Origin of the sequence: Streptomyces sp. NPDC086023, from assembly GCF_044540325.1 — a bacterium.
In the GTDB taxonomy this organism is placed as follows: Bacteria; Actinomycetota; Actinomycetes; order Streptomycetales; family Streptomycetaceae; genus Streptomyces.
Map to the genome: position 1 here is coordinate 138,168 of NZ_JBITRX010000003.1, position 25,083 is coordinate 163,250.

19 protein-coding genes and 1 pseudogene are annotated in these 25,083 nt (G+C 74.9%); 8 read left to right on the forward strand and 12 right to left on the reverse strand.

Features of this window, described 5'->3' with window-relative positions; translation table 11 throughout:
• Window positions 1–10 precede the first annotated feature (10 nt).
• Window positions 11–1,588, reverse strand: coding sequence for an MFS transporter (locus ACIF6F_RS07255; protein WP_399942517.1), 1,578 nt, complete (start codon window positions 1,586–1,588; stop codon window positions 11–13).
• A 154-nt stretch (window positions 1,589–1,742) separates the two neighbouring features.
• Between ACIF6F_RS07255 and ACIF6F_RS07260 the strand changes: the two genes are divergently transcribed.
• Window positions 1,743–2,546, forward strand: coding sequence for a beta-glucanase (locus ACIF6F_RS07260; RefSeq protein WP_399942519.1), 804 nt, complete (start codon window positions 1,743–1,745; stop codon window positions 2,544–2,546).
• A 94-nt stretch (window positions 2,547–2,640) separates the two neighbouring features.
• A complete protein-coding gene (locus ACIF6F_RS07265; protein ID WP_399942522.1) occupies window positions 2,641–3,579 on the forward strand; it encodes an aldo/keto reductase in 939 nt (312 codons plus the stop codon).
• A gap of 117 nt (window positions 3,580–3,696) precedes the next feature.
• Here the strand turns inward: ACIF6F_RS07265 and ACIF6F_RS07270 are convergent, their stop codons facing one another.
• Together ACIF6F_RS07270 and ACIF6F_RS07275 are read right to left on the reverse strand one after the other, a co-directional pair.
• Window positions 3,697–6,435: a DNRLRE domain-containing protein gene (locus tag ACIF6F_RS07270; RefSeq protein ID WP_399942524.1), complete on the reverse strand. Its 2,739-nt coding sequence runs from the start codon at window positions 6,433–6,435 to the stop codon at window positions 3,697–3,699.
• A gap of 63 nt (window positions 6,436–6,498) precedes the next feature.
• Window positions 6,499–7,329 (reverse strand): ABC transporter permease, encoded by an 831-nt coding sequence (locus ACIF6F_RS07275; protein WP_399942527.1) that lies wholly within the window; start codon window positions 7,327–7,329, stop codon window positions 6,499–6,501.
• Window positions 7,330–7,560: 231 nt separating this feature from the next.
• On the opposite strand from ACIF6F_RS07275, the pseudogene ACIF6F_RS07280 reads away from it, so the two are divergent.
• Both ACIF6F_RS07280 and ACIF6F_RS07285 read left to right on the forward strand, forming a co-directional pair.
• Window positions 7,561–8,088 (forward strand): annotated as a pseudogene (locus tag ACIF6F_RS07280) (cache domain-containing protein); the annotation flags it as partial.
• A gap of 500 nt (window positions 8,089–8,588) precedes the next feature.
• Complete coding sequence (locus tag ACIF6F_RS07285; RefSeq protein ID WP_399942530.1) at window positions 8,589–9,395, forward strand: glutamate ABC transporter substrate-binding protein; 807 nt, start codon at window positions 8,589–8,591, stop codon at window positions 9,393–9,395.
• A gap of 71 nt (window positions 9,396–9,466) precedes the next feature.
• Here ACIF6F_RS07285 and ACIF6F_RS07290 read toward each other — a convergent pair whose 3' ends face one another.
• Entirely contained in the window at window positions 9,467–10,438 is a 972-nt protein-coding gene (locus ACIF6F_RS07290) for an SMP-30/gluconolactonase/LRE family protein (RefSeq protein ID WP_399942532.1), read from the reverse strand.
• A 202-nt stretch (window positions 10,439–10,640) separates the two neighbouring features.
• Between ACIF6F_RS07290 and ACIF6F_RS07295 the strand changes: the two genes are divergently transcribed.
• Both ACIF6F_RS07295 and ACIF6F_RS07300 read left to right on the forward strand, forming a co-directional pair.
• Window positions 10,641–11,420: an SDR family NAD(P)-dependent oxidoreductase gene (locus ACIF6F_RS07295; protein WP_399942535.1), complete on the forward strand. Its 780-nt coding sequence runs from the start codon at window positions 10,641–10,643 to the stop codon at window positions 11,418–11,420.
• Between the two features lie 102 nt (window positions 11,421–11,522).
• Complete coding sequence (locus ACIF6F_RS07300) at window positions 11,523–13,520, forward strand: AMP-binding protein (RefSeq protein ID WP_399942537.1); 1,998 nt, start codon at window positions 11,523–11,525, stop codon at window positions 13,518–13,520.
• A 144-nt stretch (window positions 13,521–13,664) separates the two neighbouring features.
• On the opposite strand, the gene ACIF6F_RS07305 is transcribed toward ACIF6F_RS07300, so the two are convergent.
• The 5 genes from ACIF6F_RS07305 to ACIF6F_RS07325 form a co-directional block, all read right to left on the reverse strand.
• Window positions 13,665–14,495: a class I SAM-dependent methyltransferase gene (locus ACIF6F_RS07305; protein WP_399942540.1), complete on the reverse strand. Its 831-nt coding sequence runs from the start codon at window positions 14,493–14,495 to the stop codon at window positions 13,665–13,667.
• A gap of 142 nt (window positions 14,496–14,637) precedes the next feature.
• Window positions 14,638–16,344, reverse strand: a complete 1,707-nt coding sequence (locus ACIF6F_RS07310) for a GNAT family N-acetyltransferase (protein WP_399942542.1) — start codon at window positions 16,342–16,344, stop codon at window positions 14,638–14,640.
• The gene (locus ACIF6F_RS07315; RefSeq protein WP_399943439.1) at window positions 16,344–17,396 is read right to left on the reverse strand and encodes an SPFH domain-containing protein; all 1,053 of its coding nucleotides are present in this window, start codon (window positions 17,394–17,396) and stop codon (window positions 16,344–16,346) included. Before ACIF6F_RS07315 ends, ACIF6F_RS07310 begins: the two co-directional genes overlap by 1 nt.
• A gap of 108 nt (window positions 17,397–17,504) precedes the next feature.
• On the reverse strand, window positions 17,505–18,119 hold the full coding sequence (locus ACIF6F_RS07320) for a dihydrofolate reductase family protein (protein ID WP_399942545.1): 615 nt from the start codon (window positions 18,117–18,119) through the stop codon (window positions 17,505–17,507).
• Between the two features lie 224 nt (window positions 18,120–18,343).
• Entirely contained in the window at window positions 18,344–19,207 is an 864-nt protein-coding gene (locus ACIF6F_RS07325) for an alpha/beta fold hydrolase (RefSeq protein WP_399942548.1), read from the reverse strand.
• 105 nt (window positions 19,208–19,312) lie between these two features.
• Here ACIF6F_RS07325 and ACIF6F_RS07330 point away from each other — a divergent pair, with 105 nt between their 5' ends.
• A complete protein-coding gene (locus ACIF6F_RS07330; RefSeq protein WP_399942550.1) occupies window positions 19,313–19,912 on the forward strand; it encodes a putative glycolipid-binding domain-containing protein in 600 nt (199 codons plus the stop codon).
• 29 nt (window positions 19,913–19,941) lie between these two features.
• Here the strand turns inward: ACIF6F_RS07330 and ACIF6F_RS07335 are convergent, their stop codons facing one another.
• Window positions 19,942–20,664, reverse strand: coding sequence for an NUDIX domain-containing protein (locus ACIF6F_RS07335; protein WP_399942552.1), 723 nt, complete (start codon window positions 20,662–20,664; stop codon window positions 19,942–19,944).
• Between the two features lie 151 nt (window positions 20,665–20,815).
• A complete protein-coding gene (locus tag ACIF6F_RS07340; protein ID WP_399942555.1) occupies window positions 20,816–22,156 on the reverse strand; it encodes a tetratricopeptide repeat protein in 1,341 nt (446 codons plus the stop codon).
• A 151-nt stretch (window positions 22,157–22,307) separates the two neighbouring features.
• Here ACIF6F_RS07340 and ACIF6F_RS07345 point away from each other — a divergent pair, with 151 nt between their 5' ends.
• Window positions 22,308–23,678, forward strand: a complete 1,371-nt coding sequence (locus tag ACIF6F_RS07345) for a M64 family metallopeptidase (RefSeq protein ID WP_399942558.1) — start codon at window positions 22,308–22,310, stop codon at window positions 23,676–23,678.
• A gap of 143 nt (window positions 23,679–23,821) precedes the next feature.
• Here ACIF6F_RS07345 and ACIF6F_RS07350 read toward each other — a convergent pair whose 3' ends face one another.
• Complete coding sequence (locus ACIF6F_RS07350) at window positions 23,822–24,940, reverse strand: hypothetical protein (RefSeq protein ID WP_399942559.1); 1,119 nt, start codon at window positions 24,938–24,940, stop codon at window positions 23,822–23,824.
• Window positions 24,941–25,083 lie beyond the last annotated feature (143 nt).

Below are 25,083 nucleotides of genomic sequence, written 5' to 3' on the forward strand. Positions count from 1 at the left end.
GCGGGGGCGTCTACCGGCCCTCCGCCGGAGGCTCAAGGGGCGGCGCGGACACCGCGCAGTGGGTGTGGCACTGCGGGTGGCAGCCGGCCGGCGCCTGGGACCGCACCGTCGTCCAGGCCAGCACCGCCCCCGCCACCAGCAGCCCGGCACACCAGGTCATGGCCGGGCCGAAGGCCGCGTCGAACTCGTCCGGGGACCGGTACGCCTCCGGGCCCATCCCGGCGAGCAGGGGCAGCGCCGCCACCGCCAGCAGACCGGCCACCCGCGCGGCGGCGTTGTTGACGCCACTGGCCAGCCCCGCCCGGCCGGGATCCACCGACGCGAGCACCGCCGAGGTCAGCGGCGCCACCAGGGCGGCCATGCCGAGCCCGAGCACCAGCATCGCGGGAAGCACGTCACCCCAGTACGACGCGTCGGGCCCGACCCGCAGCATCAGCAGCATGCCCGCCGCGCACAGCAGCGGCCCCACGGTGAGCGGGATCCGGGGGCCGATCCGCTCGCCCAGCTCCCCGGAGCGCGCCGACAGCAGCAGCATCACCAGCGTGGTCGGCAGCATCGCCGTGCCCGCGCCCAGCGCGGAGTAGCCGGAGACGACCTGGAGCTGCAGCACGGCCAGGAAGAAGAACCCGCCGAACGCGGCGTAGACGAACAGCGTCACCACGTTCAGGGCGGTGAACTGCCGCGAGGCGAACACCTCGGGCGGCACCATCGGGTCGGCGCGCCGCCGCTCCACCACGACGAACGCCACCCCCGCCAGCACGCCCGCGACCCCGGCCGCCACCACCGCGGGGCCCGCCCTCCCGGCCTCGATCAGCGCGTACGTCACCAGGGCCAGCGCCGTCGCCCCGAGCACCGCGCCCAGCACGTCGAACCGGCCGTGCGCCGCAGGGTCCCGCGACTCCGGTACGTGGCGCAGCGCGACCGGCACGCAGAGCGCGGCGAGCGGCACGTTCAGCAGGAACACCCAGCGCCACCCCGGCCCGTCCACCAGCCAGCCGCCGAGGAACGGACCGACGGCCGCACCGATGCCGCCGAAGCCCGACCACAGGCCCACCGCCCGCGCCCGGTCGTCCGGGTGCAGGGAGGCCTGGATCAGGGCCAGCGAGCCGGGGGTCAGCAGGGCGCCGCCGATGCCCTGGAGGGCCCGGGCCGCGATCAGCACCGGGGCGTTGGGCGCCAGACCGCACAACAGGGAGCCCGCGGCGAACCAGACCACCCCGAGGACGAACACGCGGCGCCGGCCGAACCGGTCGCCGAGCGCCCCGCCGACCAGGATCAGTCCGGCGAGCGTGAGCAGGTAGGCGTTGACCGTCCACTGGAGCGCGGCCATGTCGGTGCCGAGGTCGGCGCCGATGCGGGGCAGCGCCACGTTGACCACGGTCGAGTCGAGCAGCGCCATCGTCGAGCCGAGGACGGTGACGAGCAGGACCCGGCGGCCTCGGGGGCCGGCGAGCCGTACGTCGCCGTCCCCTTCGCCGGGGGTGCCGCGGCCGGGGCCCCCGCCCCGGCCGGCACCGTCCGCCGGGCCGGCGCCGGGGATGCCGCCCCGGGAGTCGCCGGGGCCCGTGTGCCGCTCCGCGTCCGCCATGCCTCCAGAGTGGTGACCGTTCCGCCGTGGGGCCAGTGGGCATCGCCACAGGTAACGAACTGATCACTCTCAGCGATGAACCGGCATATGCCGCATGCAGGTTGGGCACGGTCAGGGCGACCCCTGCCCGACCGCACCCGAGGAGTGGTCACCCATGCCCCCCACCGCCGGACTCCCCGCCGACCTCCCCGACTGGCTGGACCGCCTGCTGCGCCGCCGCAGGGGCCCCCGCCCCGAACCCCCGGCTCCCGGCCCCGGGCCGCAGGTCCCCGGCCCGACGCCCGCCCCGCCACCCGGCCCTGGGCCCTCCACCACCCCCGTCTTCACCGCCGACTTCAGCTCCACCTCCCAATGGGTCGCCGGCCGCTCCTGGGCCTATCCGGACGGCGGACCCACCAACCACCGCGACAACAAGCTCGACCACCTCACCGCCGACCCCGCCTACAGCCGCACCGGGCTGTTCCGCGCCACGCGCCGCCCGGACGGCGACTGGGACGCGGGCCTGCTCACCACCGAGGGCAGCGACGAGGGGTTCATGCTGCGCACCGGGGACGTGCTGGAGACCCGGGTGCGGCTGCCGCGCGAACTCGGCGCCTGGCCCGCGATCTGGACCTGGCGCGACGGCGGGCAGGAGATCGACGTCTTCGAGTACCACCCCGACAACCCCGACCTGCTGGAGCTGACCAACCACGTGAAGGGCGCCCAGTCCTACCACCGGGACCCGGCCATCGCCCCGGGCGCGTGGGTGGACCTGGCGGTGGAGTTCGGCTCCCGGTCGGTGGCCTGGTGGGTCAACGGCCGCCGGGTGTTCGCCGACCGGGCCGGCGTGGGCCGCCGCTGGCACGCGTACCTGATCGTGAACCTCTCGGTCTGCGCGGGCCGTTACCACCCGGCGCCGGAGCCGGGCGTCGACGAGATGTCGTACGAGGTGGCGCACCTGCGCGTCCACCGCGGGTGACCCGGGCAGCGCCCCAGGGATCCGGAGGGGCCGCGTAGGATCGACCGGTCGCGGCCCCTCCGGCCCGTACACCCGAGCGAACGGAGTCCCGTCCATGCGCTACGTCCCCCTCGGCAGCAGCGGTCTGCGGGTCTCCGCCGTGGGCCTCGGCTGCAACAACTTCGGGGGCCGGCTCGACGCCGGGCAGACCCGGGCGGTCGTCGACGCGGCCCTCGACGCCGGCATCACCCTGTTCGACACGGCCGACATCTACGGCAACCGCGGCGGTTCCGAGGAGTTCCTGGGCAAGGCCCTCAAGGGCCGCCGCGACCAGGTGGTCCTCGCCACCAAGTTCGGCTTCGACGGCGTCGACATGGGCTACGGGCCCGCCGCCGGCGGCCGCGGCGGGCGGGGCTACATCCGCCGTGCCGTCGAGGCCTCGCTGCGCCGCCTGGACACCGACCACATCGACCTGTACCAGCTGCACAGCCCGGACCCCACCACCCCGGTGGCCGAGACCCTCGCCGCCCTGACCGAGCTGGTCGCCGAGGGCAAGGTCCGCTACATCGGGCACTCCAACCTCAGCGGCTGGCAGCTCGCCGAGGCCGAGCACACGGCCCGCGAACTGGGCACCGCCCACTTCGTCTCGGCCCAGAACCACTGGTCGCTGCTGGCCCGCCACGCCGAGTACGAACTGGTGCCGGCCGCCGTGCACTACGGCGTCGGCGTGCTGCCGTACTTCCCGCTGGCCAACGGGCTGCTGACGGGCAAGGTGCGGCGCGGCGCCGACGCGCCGGCGGGCTCGCGGCTGGCGGGCCGGGACGCGTACGTCGCGGAGCGGATCGACCGCGTGGAGGCCCTGGCCGCGGTGGCCGAGAAGCACGGCCGGAGCCTGCTGGAGCTGGCCATGGGCTGGCTCGGCGCCCAGCCGGGCTGTGCCTCGGTCATCGCCGGGGCGACCAGCCCCGAGCAGGTGCGGGCCAACGCGGCCACGGCGGACTGGATCCCGGACGCCGGGGTGCTGGCGGAGGCCGACGCCGCAGCACCGCGCTGACCGCGCCCGGGCGGAGGCGGCTCCGTCCCCGGGTACGGGAAGGGGGCGCGGATCAGGTCCGCGCCCCCTTCCTCAGGTCCCTCCGGGCCGCCGGCCGTCAGGCCGTCCCCCAGGCCCTCAGGCCGGTCCGAAGGTCAGCGAGAGCTGCGGCGTGCCCTCGTTGGCCGTCGCCTCGGAGGACCAGAGCCACAGGGCGTCCGTACCCGGCCCGGTGAGCGCCAGGCTGTAGCCGCCGCCCAGCGCCGCCGCCACCGCGGCCCGGTCGAGCTGCACCGAGGCCACCGCGGAGCCGTCCGCGACGCCCGGCAGCGTGCCCAGGACCGTCCCGCCCAGTGCCGGACGGGTGTTGTACGTGGTGCCCGCCTCGGTCCACGCCCCGGTGACCGGCACCACCGAGACCGTGTCGGCCGTGCCCGCTCCGCTCATCGTGCTGGTCTTGACGCTGAGGGTGGCGGACTTCAGCACCGTGCCCGCGGGGGCCGCCGGCAGGTTGAAGCGCAGGTAGCTCTGGTAGAGGCTGCTGCCGCGCACGGCCAGGGAGCTGGACGCGCCGTAGTTGGTGTCCGGGGCGCCCTGGTTGACGTACGTGTCCTCGCTCGCGGTGACCAGCGCCACCGAGTCCGAGGGCGCCTTGGCCAGGGTGAAGTGGTTCTGCACCTGGGCCGCCGTCAGCACCGACGGGTAGACGGCCGTCTCGTCGAGCTGCCCGGCGAAGTAGTTGCTGGTGGGGCGGTTGGGCCAGTTGTTGAGGTTGTCGCCGCCCACGTGCCAGTAGCCGCCGTAGGCCTGGTTCGTGGTGTGCGGCAGCGTGCCGCGGTTCTGGCCGTCCACCCAGAGCACCATGCCGCCCGGGCCCTGCGTCGCGACCACGTGGTGCCACTGGTTGTCGTTGAACGAGGCCGCCGTGGTGATGGTGCGGGTGGCGCCGTTGTAGATGCCGAAGACGATCCGGCCGTCGTTCGTCATGTAGAGGTGCTTGTCGAACGCCGAGCTGTTCCGGGTGGTGTTGTTGCCGAAGCCCAGCAGTTTGCCGCCGCGGGTGGTGGAGGTCCGGAACCAGGTCTCCAGGCTGTAGCTGGGGGTCACCGTCTGGCGCCGGTCGCTGTGCACCTTCTGCACCGCGCCGTCGAAGCCGATCGCCGTGCTCGGGCCGCTGATCGCACCCGGACCCTGCCGCAGCGCCGGGCCGTTGACGTGCAGACCGGAGGTGTTCCCGGAGACCGAGGAGTCCGCCACGAAGGGGAGGACCGGGTCGTCGTACCGCCAGTACAGCGTCGCGCCGTCCGAGCGGACCCGGTCCGGGTACGACTGCACCGCGGTCGGCACGGTCACGCTCGCCGTCGCCGACAGGGCGCTGGTGTTGCCGGCCGCGTCCGTGGCCGTCACCCGGTACGTGTACGTCTGGCCGGCCGTCACCGCGGTGTCGGTCCAGGAGGCCTGCGGGCGGAGGAAGAACAGCGAGTCCGCGGTGGCCGTGTGCACCGGGGAGCCCCCGCCGTTGCGGTAGATCCGGTACGTCAGCCGGCTGTCGTCCAGGTCCAGGCTGGTGCGCCAGCGCACCTGCACCTCGCCCGGCCTGACGGAGCCCGCGCTGGCCACCGGGGTGGTGGGCGCACCGGTGTCACCGGTGGACGCGAAGCGGGTCAGGCCCTGCTGGGCGTGTCCGTTGACGGTGGTCTGCTCGCCGCCGACCCACAGGTACTCGACGCCGTTCTTGGCCCCCACGGCCAGCACGCGCGGGCCGATGCCCTCGCCGATGCCGTCGTTGGTGTCGGGAGCCCAGCCCAGCTTGCCGGTGCCGGTGACCGGCTGCGCCAGCAGGTGGTGGCGCTGGCCGTCGGGGAACTCGCCCACGCTGGAGCAGTCGTGGGCGTGCGAGGCGCTGTACAGCACGCCCTGGTGGTGCAGGACGGCCTGGGTGGCGCCGAGGCAGCTGTCCCGCCACTTCTGGTTGAAGTCGGAGAGGTTCAGCGCGATCCGGCCGTCGAACCCGCCGGTGCCCTCGTTCGCCGTGTAGAAGCCGGTGGCGTCGGAGGTGAGGTCCTTGACCACCGACTGGTTCTGGATGAACCCGGCCGGATACGCCTTGGTGAGCGCGCCGGTCGTCGCGTCGACCACCGCGAGGGCGTGCGTGGCGGTGCCGTTGACGGTGAAGAAGTCACCGCCCAGGATCACGTTCCTGCCGTCCGGGGTGACCTCCAGGGCCCGGCCCGGCTCGTCGGCGTTGGCCGTGAACGGCTTCAGCGCGCCGGTGCCGGCGTCGATCGCGGCGAACCGCTGCCGGGTCTGGCCCGCCACGGTCCCGAAGTCGCCGCCGACGTAGACGGTGTCGCCGGTGACGGCGAGCGCGCGGACCGTCGCGGGGAAGCTCGGGCGGAAGGTGTTCTTCGGCGTGCAGGTCGCCACGTCGATCGCAGCCAGGCTGCTCACCGCGAGCCCGTTGACCGCACCGAAGTAACCGCCCGCGTACAGCGTGGACTTGTCCGCGGACAGCGCCAGTGCCCGCACGGTGGCGGTGCCGGAGCCCACGGTGAAGGAGAGCTTGCACGAGGTGGGGGCGCCGGTCGCGGCGTCGAGGGCGACGAAGTTCACCGCCTGCTGCTCGGTGCCCGCGCCGCCGGCGGGCGGCCGCACCGCCGAGAACGTACCGCCGGCGAACACCGTGCTCCCGGCCGCCGCCAGGGACCACACCACGCCGTTGGTCTGCCAGGTCGGCAGGTCGTCGGCGGTGAACGCGACCGGCGGGGTGATCGCCGACGCCTGCGGGACCAGCGCCCCGGCCAGCCCTGCGCCGGTCAGTCCCAGCACCAGTGCACCGGCCAGCGCCCGGTATCTCCTCCGTGTCGACCTGTCCATGAACCCCCCAGAGAACCCGGCTCCGCGCCGGAGGACCCGGCGCGCTACGGGCGCACAATAGGGTCATTTCCCTTCGGCCACACCCCGATTGACCGAAACGGTGCCGGACGACAGCCGTTGGGCGAGGAACACCGGGACCACCGAGAGAACCACCAGCACCGCGGCGACCACGCTGACCACCGGCGCCTGCTGCGGCCGCGCCATGTTCGAGAAGATCCACACCGGCAGGGTCTGTACACCCGGGCCCGCGGTGAAGGTGGTCACCACGATCTCGTCGAAGGACAGCGCGAAGGCCAGCAGCCCGCCCGCCGCCAGCGCCGACCGGACCAGCGGGAAGGAGACGTCCCGGAAGGCCCGGAAGCCGTCCGCGCCCAGGTCCATCGCCGCCTCCTCGTACGAACCCGGCAGCCGACGCAGCCGGGCCAGCACGTTGTTGAACACCACGACGACGCAGAACGTGGCGTGCCCGACCACCACCGTGAACAGCCCCAGCCCCACGCCCAGCGGCTCCAGGACCGTACGGAACGCGGAGTTGAGCGCCACGCCCGTGACGATGCCCGGCAGCGCGATCGGCAGCACGACCACGAACGACACCGTCTCCCGGCCGAAGAACCGGTGCCGGTGCACGGCGAAGGCGGTGAGCGTGCCCAGAACGAGCGCGACGGCGGTGGCGCCGAGCCCCGCCTTCACCGAAGTCCACAGCGCCGCCCGGGCCCCGTCGCTGCCCCAGGCGTCGGCCCACCAGCGCAGCGTGAGGCCGCTGGGCGGCCAGCCCGCACTGCGGTCCGGGTTCACCGAGTTGACCAGCACCAGCAGCAGCGGCACGTAGATCACCGCGAAGCCGAGCACCGCGGCCAGCCGCAGCGCGATCCGCGCCGGACGTGAGAGGTTCATGGCGTGTCAGCACCAGCCAGGTGAGCGGGGCGGAGAGCAGCAGGGCGAGGCGGAGCCGGGGGCGCCGGTGCAGGCCCCCGGCCAGCCGCCGGAGGGGTCCGGCGGCCGGTGCGGTGGCCCGCGCCGCCGGTGCGGCGGCGGGCGCGGGCGGGGCGGAGGTCATCGGCAGGTCAGCCCTTGATCTCGGTCCAGGCCCGCACCCACTCCGCGTACGGCACGCAGGTGGTGTCCGCCGCTCCCGGCCTGCTGGCCGACGTACCGGCGTGGCTGGAATGGTGGCAGTCCGCCCCTGAGGGGGCCGTCCGCCCGCTCCTGCTCGACCTGGACCCCGGCACCTCCGCCTACTCCGACTACACGCACTGGGACTGGTACGCCCTGCCCCGCGACACCGGGGCCCGCACGGTCGCGGGCCCGTACGTCGACTACCTCTGCTCGGAGGAGTACAGCCTGACCCTGGCGGCCCCGGTGCGGGTGGCCGGGCGCTTCGCGGGGGTCGCCGCCGCCGACGTGTACCTGCGGCACTTCGAGGCCGAGGTCATGCCGCTGCTCCAGGGGCTGCCGTACCGGGCGAGCCTGGTGAACGCGCGCGGGCGGGTCGCCGCCTCCACCGACCCCCGCCACCTCGCGGGCTCGCTGCTGAAGGGGCCTGACTTCGCCGGGGCGCTCGCCTCCCCGCACCCCGTCGCCCACGGCGGGCTGACGCTGACGCCCTGCGAGGGCATTCCGCTGGTCCTGGTCACGCCGGTGGCCGCTGGCTGAGCTTGCGGGGGTCGCATGAGGCTCTTGAGCTGTTTGAGGTTCTTGAGGTTCTTGAGGTTGGCCGGGCCCAGGGGAGGCAGGGGGGCAGGCCGGGCTGAACGTTCAGATCCCCACAAAGGGGGGAGCCGTGCCCGGTGCGTGTCCGGATTCCGGTGCGTGCGCGATTGGGAATTACGTATTCCGGTTAGTGGCGGCACTCCGGGCTCCGCCCGGCCCTGCGCCGCCGTCCCGGGCTTGCGGGTGTGAAGACCGAGGTCGCGCGGCCGTGATCGACGATCTCCGGTCCTCGCCGGGTCCCATCGGAGGATCTGCGGCAGAGCCGGATCGTTATCCTCAAATTTTCCTCAGATCTAGTGACTCCCCGCTCATGGCGTCTCTAGCTTCCTGACCGGGCAGCCCGTGTGACGGCCCGAGCAGCGGCCGTGCCGAGGACCTCCTGTCGAAGCTCCCGTACCACCGACGCCTGCGTCTAGATCATTGATTCGAAGGATGTTCAGAGCATGAAGGTTTCCAAGGCCGGTGCCGTCGTCGCGGTCCTCGCACTCTCCCTGACCGCCACCTCGTGCGGCGGCTCCGAGGAGAAGTCCACGATCTCGATCGGCATCAAGTTCGACCAGCCCGGCCTGGGCCTTCGTGAGGGCGGCGTGTTCTCCGGCTTCGACGTGGACGTCGCGAAGTACGTCGCCAAGGAGCTGGGCTACGGCGAGGACCAGATCGAGTTCAAGCAGGTCTACAGCTCCGACCGCGAGCTGCTGCTCCAGTACAAGGAAGTCAAGTTCGTCGTCGCCAGCTACTCGATCAGCGAGAAGCGCAAGGCGAAGGTCGACTTCGCGGGCCCGTACTTCCTGGCCCACCAGGACCTGATGATCCGCTCCGACGAGACCGAGATCAAGAAGGCCCAGGACCTCAACAGCAAGCGGCTCTGCTCCGTGACCGGCTCCACCTCCGCCCAGAACGTCAAGGACAAGCTGGCGAAGAAGGCCGACCTGCTGGAGCTCGGCGGCTACTCCGAGTGCGTCGTCGCCCTCCAGGACGACGTCCTCGACGCCATGACCACGGACAACGCCATCCTGGCCGGGTACGCCGCCCAGAAGTCGAACCAGGGCAAGTTCAAGCTGGCCGGCCTCAGCATGAGCGACGAGTACTACGGCATCGGCGTCCGCAAGGGCGAGACGGAGCTCCAGACCCGGATCAACGCCGCCCTGCGCAAGATGGTCAAGGACGGCTCCTGGTCCCGCTTCGTGAAGGCCAACTTCGGCGACGAGTACCGCAGCGAGCCGGCGCCGGCCATCACCGAAGGCAAGTGACGCGAGCCGTACCGCCGCCGGTGCAGGCCGGCGGCGGTACGGACGCGTCGGCGCGCGACCGCGGGCACGGGTCAGCCGAGCGGCACGGAGACGATCGAGGACGCCGTCGCGGGGTCGCTCCAGTCCGCGTCGAACGCCGCGTTCACCACGTAGAGCCGCCCGCCCCACGCCGCCGCCGTGGTCGGCTCGTCGAAGCGGGCGTCGGTGATCCGCCGCACGAAGCGGCCGCGCGTACCGTCGGCGCTGAGCGTGAACACGTCGACCGCGTAGGCCCAGTTGCGTACGACGTACAGCGTGCGGCCACGGACCGCGAGACCGTCGCCGTACCCCACCGAACCCTCGCCCTCCAGCACGGTGCGCGTCGCCGCGCCGGTGCGCGGGTCGACCCGGAACAGCGCGGAGACGTTGTCGTTCACGACGAGCAGGGCCCGCCCGTCCGGGGTCCGCTCGATGCCGTTGGAGCCCCAGTACGCGCCGCCCGGCGGCGTCGGTGTCCACTCGCCGCCGAGCGGCAGGGCGCGGACGGCCGTCCCGGGCACCCCGGCCGTGCCCAGCGGCAGGTGGTACAGGGCGTCATTGAACGAGTCGGTGAACCAGGCACCGCCGCAGGCGACCACCACGTCGTTGACGAACGCCGTGCCCGTCACGGCCTGGTGGGTGGCCAGCACCCGCCCGCTGCCGGCGTGCACCACGCGGATCCGGCCGCTGTCGCCGCCCGCGACGAGCAGGCGCCCGTACGGGTCCAGCTTGAGGCCCACCGACATGGGCCCGGTGCCCCGGGTGAGGATCCGCCCCGTGCCGGTCACGAGGTCGACCCGGTAGACGGAGCCGTCGATGAGGGACCCGGTGTAGGCCACGCCCCCGCGGGAGACCGCGATGCCCTCGGGCTGGAAGCCGGGCGGGGTGGCGAGTGTGGTGGGCCGGTCCGCGGTGGTCCCGGTGCCGGCCGCCGACGCGGCCGGGGCGAGCGGGCCCGCCAGGGCGGAACCGGCGAGGGCCGCGGCGGCACCGAGGAAGCCGCGCCGTGGGAGGGAGCCTGCCACTGTCTGGTCCTTCCGAATCGACGGTGGGTCAAGGGTGTTCGACGCGTCCACCTCAGCACACCACTCCCGTGACGGGGGTGGTCTGCGGAGACGCTTCACAAGGGAATGGGGACGTTCCCCTTCACCCCGCGCGCCGTGCCCGGCCTCGGGGCGTGCCGCCCCGCCCGGTACCGTGAGCGCGAGCGGCAGGAAGGGCGGGGCCATGACGGGGAGGACGGAGCGCGGCGCGGCGGGGCCGGGCGGCGCGGCCGCCCGCAGCGTCACCGTGGTGACCGGCGGCAGCCGGGGCATCGGCGCCGCGGTCTGCCGGCGGCTGGCGGCCGAGGGCCACGACCTCGCCCTCGCGTACGTGAGCCACACCGAGGCGGCCGAGCAGGTGGCCGCGGACGTCCGCGCCGCCGGCGCCCGCTGCGTCACCGTACGCGCCGACACCTCCGTGGAGGCCGACGTGGACCGCCTCTTCGACACCGCCCGCGACGCCCTCGGGCCGGTCACCGGGCTGGTCAACAACGCCGGCGTCACCGGCCCCCTCGGCCGGCTCGCCGACGCCCGCACCGAGGACCTCAGGCGCGTGGTCGAGGTGAACCTCCTCGGCTGCCTGCTGTGCTGCCGGCGCGCCGCCCGCGACCTGCCCGACGGCGGCGCGATCGTCAACATCTCCTCCGCCGCCGCGACCCTGGGCAGCCCCGGCGACTACGTGCACTACGCGGCCACCAAGGCGGCCACCGACACCCTCACCCTCGGCCTGGCCAAGGAACTCGGCCCCGAGGGCATCCGCGTCAACGCCGTGGCCCCCGGCATCATCACCACCGGCATGCACGCGGCGATGGGCGACCCCGACCGCCCCGCCAAGGCCGCCGCCGGCATCCCGCTGCGCCGGCCCGGGCACCCCGACGAGGTCGCGGCCGCGGTCGCCTGGCTGCTCTCCCCGGATGCCTCGTACACCACCGGCACCGTGCTGCGCGTCTCGGGCGGCCGCTGACGGGACCGGCGGCCGCCGAGCCGAACTCCCCTGGCCACGCCAAAGGTTGATGTTCTGTCACAGACCGGACCGGGTGTCCGTGCCCGGTGCCATCATGCGGGAATGACGCAGGCATCAGAGTCCGCAGCCACCGGTCCCCGCACCGCGGGCACCGTCACCCGCCTCTTCGCCGCCAGGGTCGGGGAGACCCCCGACGCCCCCGCCCTGATCGCCGTCTCGGGCACCCTCTCGTACGCCGAGCTGGACAGCCGCGCCAACCGGCTCGCCGGCCGGCTCCTCGCCTCCCGGCTCCCGCAGGGCGCCACCGTCGCCGTCGCCCTGGCCGAGGAGGCGGACACGGTCGTGGCGCTGCTGGCCGTGCTGAAGGCCGGCGGCGCGTACGCGCTCCTCGCCTCCGGAGCGCCGGGGACCGCCGAGAGGCAGCTCGCAGCCGCCGCCCCGTACGCCCTGCTCACCGACGCGCGCACGCGGTACACACTGGGCACGGGCGCGGTCGACCACCGCGTGATCCTCCTGGAGGACGGGCGGGAGGACGGGCGGGAGGCCGTCCCGGGGCAGCCGGCCGATGACCCGGGCGCGGACCCGGCCGATGACCCGGGCGCGGACCCGGGCGCAGAGCCGGGCGGGACCGCCGCGGTCCTCTTCACCGGCGCCGACGGCTCCCGCGCCGTCCCCCTCGGCCACGAACGCCTCCTCGCGGCCCACGCGGCCTGGGCCGAGGTGGCCGGCACGACCCCCGGCGACCGGCATCTGATCACCGCCCGGCTCGACGTCACCGCGTTCGCGGCCGGCTGGACCCGGGCCCTGTGCGGCGGCGGGGCACTGGTGCTGCCCGGACCGGCCCGCGAGCGCGGCGGCGACCTGCGCCGCGTCCTCGCCGAGGAGCGCGTGACCGTCCTGCACACCGACCCCGGCTGGGCCGTCCACCTCTTCGGCCCGCGGCGCGCCCCGGCCCCCGACTCCCTGCGGCTGGTCACGGTCACCGGGGACCGCCTCTACGTCGACCAGCAAGCCACCCTCCAGCGGCGGCTCAGCCCCGGCGTGCGCCTGCTCAACGTGTACGGCGTCACGGAGACCGCGGGCGTCGGCACCTGGTTCGAACTGGCCCGCCTGTCCCGCCCGGTGGCCCGCTCCGAGTCCGTCTCCCTCCTCGGCGAGCCCTTCCCGGGCTGCCGGGTCGAGGTCCAGGACGGGGAGATCCACCTCGGCCCGCCCGAGGGCGGGGACGCCGTGCCCACCGGCGACCGCGGCCGGCTCCGCGAGGACGGCCTGCTGGAGTTCCGCGGGCGGACCCGGGACGTCGTCGTCTCCGACGGCCACACCGTGGACGCGTACCGGGTGGAGTCCGAACTCCGTTCCCACGAGGGCGTGGGCGGCGCCATCGTCGCCCGGATGGACGAGGGGGTGCTGCTGCGCACCCTGGCGGTGTACGTCGAACCGAGCCCCGACGAGGGCGACCGGGCGCCGGGCCGGCCGGCTCCGGGCTCGATCGAGCTCCGGCGCCACCTGGAGGGCCGGGTCCCCCCGGAGGACATGCCCAAGGTGGTCGTACGGTTGCGCGCCCTGCCGCGCAACCGGGCCGGCCAGGAGGACCGCGCTGCCCTCCCGCACCCCCCGGCGGGCCACGCCACGGGTACCAAGTACGGTGCGGCGCAACCCGGTCCGGCTCAGCCCACCGGGTGCGCCGCCGGCTGCGCCACGCTCGTGGTGGCCCTCCTCGCCATGGCCCTGACGGACTTCTTCTGGACCGGCTCCACCGACCTGTCCGGCGTCCCCGGCCCCTGGGCGGGTTTCTTCTTCGGCCTGTACGTAGCGGAGTGCCTGGCCTTCGGCGCGGGCCTGGCGTTCCTCTTCACCGGCCTCCCGCGGATGCTGCGCGCGGGCCGCTCCCGGGGCCTCACCCGGGCCGCCCACCTCGCGGTGGTGTACCTGCTGGTCTCGTGGTGGCCGCAGGACAACGCGTACCGGCTGGCGGCCAAGACCGACTGGCCCCAACAGGCCCTGCTGGTCTACACGTTCAACATCCCCCTGATGGTGGCCGCCGCGATCGTCGCCGTCTACGTCACCCGCCGCCCGAAGGACACGTACGACGCCGGCTGACCGGCGTCACGGGGCCCGCCGGGACCGCCACCGGCCCCCGGCCGGGGCCCGTCGAAGGACCCCGGCCGGCGAGCGCGGACGAGGCCGCCGCCGCAAGCGCCCGGGCAGGCCCGGCGGCCGTCCGCCGGCAATCGACGCAGGGCCTCAGACGCGGCGGGCGATGACCTCCATGCAGGCGCGGTAGCGCTCGCTGACCGAGTACTGGAGGGGCTCGAAGCCGTACTCCTCCATCAGCGCGTAGAGGCGCCTGCGGCTGAAGTTGTGGAAGTGCTCCAGCTCCCCCCAGTAGGGGTTGGCCCCGCCGGCGTCGAGCAGGCGCCAGACGGGGCAGTCGTAGTGGGGCATCGACGCGAAGATTACGCCGCCGTCGCGCAGCAGGCGGTGCGCGGCGGCAAGCCCCTCACCGGGGTACGGCATGTGCTCCAGCACGTCGGCGAGGCTGATCACCGAGTACCGGCCGGGCGCGTCGAGTGCTGTGAGATCGGCGCAGTGGGCCTCGATTCCGAGCCGGATCAGTCCCTCCGCCGTCGACGGCCGCAGATCGAGGCCCTGAGGCTCGAAGCCCCATTCCTCGGCGGTGAACAGCAGCGATCCATTGCCGAAGCCGACGTCGAGCCAACGGCCATCCGCGACGTGGCGCGCGACGCGCTCGACGATCCGCGCCGAGACGTAGCGGTTCTGCTCGAAGCCTGCGCCGGGCTGCTGGTTCGGGTTGGTCGCGGAGAAGATCTCGGCCGAGACCTCGTCCGAGAAGTAGCCGTCGGTGAAGACGTGTCCGCAGGCGGCGCAGCGCATCCAGGTCATGACGGGTGCGACCACGGGCTTGTAGAGGGGGTGCTGCGAGCAGTCCCCGGTCCGCAGGACGGAGATGGCGCCGTCCGAGCAGAGCGGGCAGGCGTCATACAGCAGGCGTGGCTGGGGGGAGGCGAGCGGGACGGTGGCGGGAGGGGCCGCGAGGGCCTGACCGGCGAGCATGTCAGGAAAATAGCGACCATTCCCGTCGATGCGCTGCTGACGCGCGGGCCCCGGCGCGGGCCCGGGCCTTCGCGCTGCGGCCTCCGGCCCGGCGGCACCCTCGACGTGCCCCCGGGGCGGGGCCCCGCCGCGGCTCCGCCGGTCAGCCGGTGAACATCGTCGCGAGGGCCGACGAGGCGCGGCGGACCAGGGCGTCCGCCGCGTCCAGGGACGGGCGGCTGTGGGAGGCGAGGAGTACACCGAGGTACGGCGCGGGGGCGAAGGCGGCCGTGGGGACGGCCGGGAGCAGCAGTACGCCCAGCTCCGCGCACCCGGCGGTGAGCGCTGCGACGTGCTCCGCCAGGCCGGCGTCCGGCAGTCTGGCCCCCAGCGGCACCCGGTCCACGATCCGCACCAGGTGCCCGGCGCCGCGCAGTTCGTCCAGCCGGGCCCCCACCATGAACGCGACGGACGGCCCGGTCAGCCGCAGGTTGGTCTCCGTCGGAGCCAGGCGGCCCGCCCGGTCCGCGACGAAGTCCACGTCGAACCAGCCCCGGTAGCCGTCCGCCGCCAGTTCCCGGCCCACCGCGTGCCCGAAGGCCAGCGCCGCCGCCTCCAGCGCGGCGGGGACCACCCCGGGGCCCACCGTCGCTCCCCGGTACGCGGTGCCCGCCACCTCCATGACCGCCGCGCCCACGTCGTGCACCCGCCCGGTGGCGTCCACCAGCCCGTCGTACGTCAGGTCGCCGCCCTCCGGCAGGCCCTCGACGTACTCCTCCACCAGCAGCGGACCGCGCGGCAGCCGCCGCAGCACCGCACGGGCCGCGCCCGGCGGCACCACGGCGGTGCCGGAGCCGCCGACGCCGTGCTCGGTCTTCAGCACCACGGTCTCGCCCGCCCGCCCGCGGGCCCGCAGCAGCCGCGCCGCCCGCCACCGGGTGGCGGCGTACGCCTGCTCCGGCACCCGGATCCCCGGATGGCCCCCGGTCTCCGCCAGCCGCCGGAACAGGGCGTTGGCGGCGGACTTGGACTCGTACCGCAGGGCGGCCGCCCCGGTCTGCCCCCACGACACCATCGGCAGGCCCGTCTCCCGCAGCCGCGCGGCCAGCGCGGGCCGGGCCGCGAGCCCGGACCGTACCCCGCCGCGAGCGGACGTGCCCTCCGCCAGCCCGTCGTACAGTTCGACCTCCCCCCAGCCCAGTTGCCGCGACACCGTGGCCAGCCAGCCCTCCGGCACGGTCAGCGGCAGCACCAGGGCGGCCGGATGGGGGCTGTAGAAGGCGGCGAGGCAGGAGTAGTGGTGCGCGGGCTCCTGCGCCTCGTCCAGGGTCGGGTCCGCGAACTGCCGGTTGTACTCGGCCACGTTGCCGAGGTGTACGGCGCGCCGCCCCCCGGTCCAGGCCCGCACCCAGTCCGGCGTGCCGGCCAGCTCCACCTCGAAGCACGGCAGCCCGCGCGGTGCCCCGGGGACCGGCCGCGCGCCCACCGACGTGTAGAAGGGCACCGCGTGCGGGTCGGCCTCCACCAGCAGCCGCCCGGCCCCCAGCCGCCGCGCCCGGGCCAGCACGTCCCGGTACAGGGCGCCGCCGACCCCCTGGCGGACCGCACGGGGCTCCACGAACAGAAGCCCCAGCCGGACCACGGGTGCCTCGCCCTCCAGCGAGGCCAGCCCCAGCACCTCGCCGCGCCGCTCGGCGACGACGATCCGACGTCGCGTCACCTCGCCTGCCAGAAGGGTGAGTTCGGGGACACAGGACTTGAGGAACGCGTCGTCGTACCCCCAGTGCGCCTTGGAGCGCAGCATCAGCCCGCTCAGGGCCGGGGCCTCCTCGGGGCGGGCGGCCCGCAGGAGGACGTCCGTGCCGGGCATCAGGCCCCCGGCGCGAGGACGGTGGCGGCCTGGTGGCGGGCCACCAGCGTGCGTACGGCCCCGGGCAGCCAGTCCCCGGGGGCCCTCTCCCCGGAGCGGGAGAGCCGTTGCAGGATCTCGGCCGGCGCCGGCCGCCCGGCCGGATCCTGCCGCAGGCAGTCGCCGACCACGGCGGACAGGTCGGCGGGCAGGGTCCGCAGCACCTCGTGCAGGGACGGCCCCGGGATGTACTCGGTCACCAGCCAGGGCCGGGCGTCGTCGGTGCCGGCGTCGACCACGGGCGCGGTGTGGAAGCCGCCGACCCGCCGTACGGCGTCCACCTCGCGGGCGAAGCGGCGGCGGAAGGAGGGGTCCTGGGCGAGCTCCTCCCGCACCACCTTGACGGCGACCCGGCGGGCACCGGGCGACACGCCGAGGTAGACGGTGCCCATGCCGCCCTCGCCGAGCCGGGCGGTGAGCCGGTACCGGCCCACGCGGTCCGGGTCGTCCCGGCGCAGGGGCGGGTGCCGGACGAGCATCTGCTTCTCCATCGAGTCCTGGATGGAGGTGGGCGGTTCGATGGCCTTGAGTTCGACGCGGGTGACGTGGATGCCCCACTTGCCGGTGGTCTCGTCGAGGGCCCGGAACAGGGCCGCGCTGATCTCCTGGCGGGCGGTGAGGGCCCGTTCCAGGTCCATGCTGCCGAAGACGTCGCGGAGGGTGGTGACGGTGAGCTGCTCGATGGCCTGGATGCAGCCGGCGACCTCGTAGGTCGCGCGGCGAGGGTCGGTCACCTGGTAGGAGACGACGGTGTCGACGTTGGCGACCAGGTCGTCCCGGGTGATGACCGGCTGCGGCGGGAACGGGACCACCTGTTCCCGCAGGTCGATCCGGATGCGGATCGTGTCGGCGAACGGGACGACCAGGTGGAGGCCGGCGTGCAGCACGCGCGTGAACCGCCCGTAGCGCTCGACGACGGCCGCGCTCGCCTGCGGGATGACCTGCACCGTGCGTGTGACGAGCCACAGCAGGACCAGCCCCGCCACGGCCGCCACGGACCAGCCGACCAGCACCCCGACGTCCACCGCACCCCCCGCGTGCCCGCTCCCCGGAAGCGCAGTTTCGCAGAACCCCCTTGATCCGCACAGGGTTTGAAGGATTCGCGGCGGAGATCTCCCCGCTCAGTAGGAGCCGAACGCGGCCGGCCCGGCCGGCCGGTAGGTGTGCAGGACGACGTCCTTGGAGGTGGTCTCGGTACCGACGAGCTGGAACCCGGTCGGCACCGTCTCCTCGCCGAAGAGGCGGCGGCCGTCGCCGAGAACCACGGGGAAGACGTAGAGCCGGTACTCGTCGATCAGGCCCTCCGCCATCAGGCTCTGCGCGAGCCGGCCGCTGCCGTGGATCTGGATCTCCCCCGCGACGTCCGCCTTGAGGCCGGCGACGGCGTCCGGCACGTCGGAGGAGATCACGGTGGTCCCCGGCCAGCCGGCCCGTTCCGGGGTGAGGGTGGTCGACACGACCCACTTCGGGCAGCCGTTGAGCCGGGCGGCGACGACGTTGTCGGGGTCCTTCTGGTGCGGCCAGTAGCCGGCGAAGATCTCGTACGTCCGGCGGCCGAGGAGGAAGCCGGTCACCGGCCGGAAGCGCTCGTCGACCAGCCGGCCGAAGTCGGCGTCCCAGTACGGCACGGTCCAGCCGCCGTGGCGGAACCCGCCCGTCGTGTCCTCCTTGGGCCCGCCGGGCGCCTGCATGACTCCGTCGAGGGTGACGAACGTGGTGAGGGTCAGCTCGGCCATGGCTCTCTCCAGTCCTCCGGGGATCCCCCACCCCTCCAGCAGACGCCATCGGCCGGGCGCTCGCACATCGCGGGCCGGTGGGCGGGCGCGCGTACGCCGCGGCAGGGGCGCGGTCCGTCGCGACGCGGTGCCGGTACGTGGCGACGTGGTGCCGGTACGTGGCGACGTGGTGCCGGTACGTGGCGGCACCGGCGTCGCGACGCACCGGATCCCCCTGCCGGACGTCAGGGCGCGGGCGCCGGCTCCGCGCGGTGGGCGGCCAGGAAATCCACCAGCAGGGCCGAGGTGTCCGCCGGCCGTTCGACGGCCGGGAGGTGGCCCGCCCAGTCCAGCTCGACGTGCCGGGCCCGGGGGAGCAGCGCCGCGACCTCCGCCGCGATGCCCCGGAAGTCGGCGAAGTCGTGGGCGCCGCCCACGACCAGGGCGGGCGCGTCGACCCGCGCCAGCCCGTCCGCGAGGCCCGGAGCGCCCGCCTCGGCGCCCGCCGGGGCTCCCTCGCCGGCGTCCGTGTCGCCCTCGGTGACCGTGCCCTCCGCGTCGCTCCCGGGCTGCTCCCCGTCCTGCCCGAGCGCCGCGAGCTGGAGCTCGAAGGCCCGGCGCTGCATCGCGGCCACCAGCGCCCGCGCCTCGGCGGTGGCCTCCGGGCCCACCCAGTGCTCCACGTTCAGGGCCACGGCCGCCTCGACGTCGCCCGCCTCCAGCAGGGCGTCCTCACGCTCCCAGAGCGCGGTCAGCTCCGGCCCCGGCTCGAACCCCGCACGGGCCGGGCAGAGCAGGGCCAGGGCCCGTACGCGCTCGGGTGCCCCGGCGGCCAGCTCCAGCGCGACGCGCCCGCCGAAGGAGGCCCCCACGAAGGCCGCCGCCCCGATGCCGAGGGAGTCCAGCAGCGCCAGCACGTCGCCGGCGTCGCTGTACGGGCGTGATGCCGCCGGCGTCTGCCCGTACCCGCGGAGGTCCGGCCGCAGCACCCGGTGCCCGGCCGCCACGAGGGCCGCTGCCTGCGGCTCCCACATGCGGCGGTCGCACACGCCGGAGTGCAGGAGCACGACCGCGGGCCCGGCACCTTCAAGATCATGAGAAAGAGTCATGCGGCGGATCGTAGGCCCGGCCCCACGCCTGTGAACAGCCGTTATCCGCCCCGGTCCGGTGCGCGGAGCGCGCCCGGCCGGACACCGGCGGGTAGGGTGCCGGGTATGAGCAGTGAGTCCTCTGTCGCCCCCTTCGTCCGCACGTGGGAGGTCGTGCCCAGCCGTGGGTACGAGACCTCCTGGATCGACCTCGGGGAGACGGCCCTCTCGGCGCGCGGACGGGCGGTCGGGCTCGCACCGGAGCCGTACTGGGTGGCGTACGAGCTGGCGACGGGGGAGCGCTTCGTGACCCGGCGCCTGCACGTGACCGTGGAGACCGCGGCCGGCACCCGGACGCTCGACCTGCGCCGCGAGGACGACGGCGAGGGCGACGGCCGGTGGACCGTGGACGGCGCGCACCGGCCCGACCTCGACGGCGCGCTCGACTGCGACCTCGGCCTGTGTCCGCTGACCAACACGATGCCGGTGCTCCGGCACGGCCTGCACCGGCACCCGGGCGACGGCCCGCACGAGTTCGTGATGGCCTGGGTCTCCGTACCGGACCTGGCGGTGAGCCCGGTCCGGCAGACGTACACGCACCTGGCCCGCGCCGAGCACGGCGCCCGCGTCCGCTACGCCTCCGGTGACTTCACGGCCGACCTGGACCTCGACGACCACGGCCTGGTCCTCGACTACGCGGGCCTGGCCATCGCCCTCACCCGCTGAGCCGCGGCCTCACCCGCTGAGCCGCGGCCTCACCAGGCGCAGGGCGGCCGCAGGTCGCCGATGGAGTCGGCCAGTTCGATCGGGTGGGCGGGGAAGCCGGCGGCGTGCCAGTGCGCGATCCGCCAGGACAGCCGGCGGGGCCAGAGCGGGGTGGCCGGCAGGTCGGCCACCGGCACCCAGGCGGGCGTGCCGCCGTAGTTGTCCAGTTCCCCGGCGGGCAGGACCCGGCCCTCGGCCCGCACCGCGAAGTAGTGCTCCCGGCGGCCGTCCTTCCAGACGCGCGCGGCTTCCGAGACCACCGTGCCGCGCAGCCCCGTCTCCTCCCGCAGCTCGCGGACCGCGGCCTGCTCCGGCGTCTCGCCGTCCTCGACGCCCCCGCCCGGGATCTCGTAGTGCCGGCCCTCGGCCCGCTCGAAGCCGATCAGCAGGGCGTGCCCGCCCCGGATGACGATGGCCCCGGCCCGCACCCGGACGGGCTCGCGCACCGTCGGGTCGTCCGCCGGCAGCGGCCCGGCCGGGGGCGCGCCGCGCACCCAGTCGCGCAAGACCGCCTCCGCCGTGCCGACGGGACGGATGGAGGCGTGCAACGCCTCCTCCAGGGACAGCCGTCCGTCGCCCGCGTGCCCCGCCTCGCCGGGCAGCGCCCAGCACGGATCGGCACCGTCCCGCACGCGCGCCAGCACGAGCCGCCCGTCATCGAACCGCACGTGCACGAAAGGCGCTTCACCGACCACCGACCCGGCCTCAGGCATCCACCGAGCGTAGCCCGCCGGCCCCGCGACGGTCGAGGCGCCGGACCCGCCGCCGAGGCGCTCGTGGTCCCGGACCGCCCCTCGGGCGCCGGCACCGGCGCCACGGGGTCTGGAGCGGCCCGCGCCCCTGGCGACTCCCCGGCGCGGCCGGTCAGGGTCTCGGGAGGGGTGGGGTGGAGGGGGCCGGGCCCAGGGTGGTGGTGCCCGGGGCCGCGCGGTGGGAGAGGCCCGTGCGGTACGCGTCCAGGGCCGCCTCGATGCGGCCGGTGCGGCGCAGCAGGTCGCCCAGCAGGCGGCACAGGTCCGCGAGGTCGCCGCTGGCGCCGCTCCGCTCCAGCAGGGCCAGCGCCCGTACGTAGTGCTCCTCGGCCGCGTCGGTGTCCCCGCGCTCCTCCGCGATCAGGCCCAGCAGCCGGTGCGCGCCGCCCGCGTGCACCGCGCCGTGCCGGGCGTCCAGGTCCAGCAGCGCCGACAGCAGCCCGGCGGCCTCCTCGTGCCGGCCCAGCCGGCGCAGCACGTCGGCCAGCTCGACCTCCACCTGTGCGGCGAACAGCGCGGCCCGCTTGGCCGTGAGCATGTCCCGCGCCGTGCGCAGCTCGCCCTCCGCCGCGGCGAGTTCGCCGTTCTGCGCCTGCACGTAGCCGCGCATCCAGTGGCAGTGCGCCAGATCGGTTCGCAGCCGCAGCTGCCCGTAGATGGCCTGGGCCTTGGCCAGCGAGGCGTCCGCGTCCGCGGTCCGCCCCTCGGCCAGGAAGGTCCGGGCCACCTGCCGGTGCATGCCCGCCACCAGCGCCGGATCGGTGGCCGAAGGGGCCAGTGCCAGCGCGAGTTCCGCGGCGTGCGCGGCTCGGGCGTGGGCGCCCATGTCCATGTACGGGCTGATCACCGCGGCGTACAGGAGCAGCAGCGCGTCGGGGTCGGCCAGGCCGCCCGCCCCCAGCGCGTCGATGGCGGACTCCAGGAGGTAGCACGCGTAGCGGAGTTCGCCCGCCAGCAGGTGCGCGATGGCCCGTCCCCGCACCGCCCGGGCCCGGCGCGGCAGCGGCTCGTCCGCCAGCAGCTTCTCCGCCTCCTCGAAGTGCCGTCGCGCGTCGTGGAGTTCACCGCACTCCAGGGCGCACTCCCCGAGCCCCAGCAGTGCCTCGGCCCGCTCCGGTACGAGCTCCAGGTGCTCGGCGTCCGTCAACGCCCGGCGGAACAGCACCGCCGCCTCGTCCGCGGCCCCGGTGGCCAGTTCGCGCTGGGCGTCGGTCAGCGCCAGCCGCAGTTCGGTGCCGAGCCGGGGCGGGCGACCGGTCGCCAGCTCCTCGTACGAGGTGCCGAGCCGCTCCGCGAGGAAGCGCAGCGCCGTCTCCGAGGGGCGCACCTTGCCGGACTCCAGCGTCGAGACGTACGCGGGCGTGTAGGCGGGCTCTGCCAACTGCCGCTGCGTCAGGCCGCGTTCGCCCCTCAGCCGCTGCACCCGGCGCCCGATCGCGGCCGGTTCGTCCATCGGATCCCTCCCGTGTCGTCAACTCCCCGCTGTGTGAAGGAAGTAGACCATTGCGCGCGCCCCGCGCCGCCGCATAGCTTAAGCCAGCAGTTCATCAGATTTACTGCACTGCTTAATCGCGGTCCACCATCCACCCCCCAGGAGCACTCCCATGCGCACAACCCTGCGCACCGCCGTGGCGACGGCCGGCGTCGCGGCCACCCTCGCCGCGGTGCTGGCCACCGCCCCCGGCATCGCGGCGGCCCAGCCCGAACCCGCGCCGGCCCCGACCGACGCGAGCGGCGCCGTCGTCGAGGTCGAGATACCCGGCCCGGAGCACGGCGGCCTCGCCGGCTCCGGACACCGCCGCGTCCCGGCCGCCTCGCCGCACAAGTCGACCGCCCTCGACTCCCCGGCCGCGCGGGCCGCCGACGGCGAGGTCACCCGGCTCGTCGACAACGGGCGGACCGCCGACCGGCTGGACGTCGTGGTCGTCGGCGACGGCTACACGGCCGGCGAACTCGCCAAGTTCCACACGGACGCCCGGGCCAAGTGGGCGGAGATCACCGCCGTCGAGCCGTACACGACGTACCGCAACCTCTTCAACGTCTGGGCCGTGGACGCCGTTTCGAAGCAGTCCGGCGTCTCCGGGGACCCCGACGCCACCACCCGCCGGGACACCGCGCTCGGCTCGTACTTCTGGTGCGACGACATCGAGCGCCTGCTCTGCGTGGACCAGAAGAAGGTCGACTCGTACGTCGCCAAGGCGCCCGAGGCCGACCTCGTCCTGGTCCTCGCCAACAGCACCAAGTACGGCGGCGCCGGCTACAACGAGCCCAGCGCCACCCTCGGCTACGAGGGCATCGCCACCGCCTCCGCGGGCAACGACAAGTCCGGCCAGGTCGCCATCCACGAGACCGGCCACTCGCTGGGCAAGCTCGCCGACGAGTACTTCTACCCCGACTACCCGGGCTACGAGAAGTACACCGGCCCCGAGCCCGCCGACTCCAACATCAGCACGCTGAGCGCGGCCGAGCTGGCCAGGAAGCGGGCCAAGTGGTACCGCTGGCTCGGTGAGACCTCGCCCGACGGCGGCAAGGTCGGCGCGTACGAGGGCGGCGGCTACTACGTGAAGGGCCTCAACCGGCCCACCGACAACTCGCTGATGCGGGTGCTGGACAAGCCGTTCAACCTGCCGGGCGTCGAGCAGATGATCGCCGGCTTCTTCCGGCACGCGCGCATCGCCACCGCGCTGACCCCGACCGACCGCACGCTGCGCACGGGGAAGGAGGCGCGCATCTCCGTGCCGAAGCTGGTCACTGCGGACGGCCGGAAGCTCTTCATCCGCTGGTCGCTGGACGGCAAGCAGCTGCCGCAGTTCAACGGCCGCACCAACGTGAAGGTCTCCGAACTCGGCCTCTCCGCGGCCGACCTGCGCACCCACAAGCTGACCGTCACGGTCACCGACCGCACGCGAGCGGTCCGCGACCCGAAGATCGCCGACACGCTGAAGCGGACCGTCGCGTGGAAGGTCCGCCGCTGAGGCCCTCGCGGGCGTGAGGCGGGCGGGACGCCGGTGGTGACGCGGTGACCTCGGCGGGATGCCGGTGTCATGCCGGTGCGAGCCCGCGCGGTGCGGGCGGGGCGGCGGAGCGACTGCCGTCCCGCCCGCGGCCGTTCCGGGCCCTACACTCCGAGGCCGGAGGTCAGCTCCCCGGCCACGGCCGCGGCGACCGAGAGCCGCGCGGCGTCGGCCCCGGGAGAGCCGGCGGGGCCGACGGGTCCGGCGGGGCTGCCAGGGCCAGGTGGGTCGGGGCTCTCGCCGCGGAGCAGGGCGCCGATCAGCCGCAGCTCCGCGGAGCCGGGACCCCCGGGCCGGACCGGCAGCTCCCCGAGCCGGGGCAGGACGACCTCGGCGGTGGCCGGGGGAACGAAGGTGGCCAGGGCGGCCAGCGCGTACCGCGCCGGCAGCGGCTGGGCGTCCCAGGTGCGTACGAGCCCGGGCACCCGCGTGACCACGGCGGCCCGCAGCTCCGCCGCGTAGCCGACCCGGTCGAAGCCTCCCGGTACCGGGCCCGCCGGGGCGGCCGGCACCGTACCGGCGTGCAGATCGGCGGCAGCGGCCAGCAGTTCGCGCAGCGCCACGGTCCGGCCGCCGGGTGAGACCGCGGGCGAGGCGGCGACCTCGGCATGGAAGGCGACGGCCCGGATCCCTCCGCCACCGAGCGCCGGCAGGTGCTGGACGCACACCGTCAGCTCCTCCCAGAACGAACGGGTGTCCGGGTACGGGTCCTCCTCCGCCAGCCCGGGATCCAGCAGGTGCGCGAGGCCGGCCGGCGCCGCCTCCGGGGTCCCGTACAGCCGCCGCGCCACCTCCACCACGGCCCGTACCTCGGCCGGCGCGGCGGCGCCGAAGGGATCCCCCTTCCACCGCCGCCGGGGGCGTGCCTCCGCCTCCGGCAGCGGGTCCGGCAGCGCCATCAGCGCCTCCGGCGCCACGTGGAGCAGCCGGTCGGCCCCCTCGTCCGGTACCGCCGCCGGCCCGTGCGCCCACGCGGCCAGCGTGCCTCCGTACTCCCGGGCCAGGGCGGCCACGCGCCCGCGCTCCGCGGCGAGATGGGCGTCCAGCACCTCCGGCGGGCGGCCCTCCGGTACCGGGTACGCGGCCAGCGCCGACAGCCGGGGGAAGCCCGGCCCCGCCTCCAGCCGTACGGAACGGAAGCCCCGGCGCCCCGATTCGGCCGCCGCACCCCGTGCCGCGCTCTCGCCCGGCATCACCAACAGGTACGCCACTCCGATCACCATGCAACCGATCATGCCGCCGGTCCGCCCCCACCGGGCCGGAATGCCGCCGTCCCCTTGCCGGGGGCACCCGGCACGGGCCGCCGCACCCGTGCCGCGGCCCCGTATCCCCTGTGCCCCGGCCCGGCGTCCCCGGCCCCGTGTCC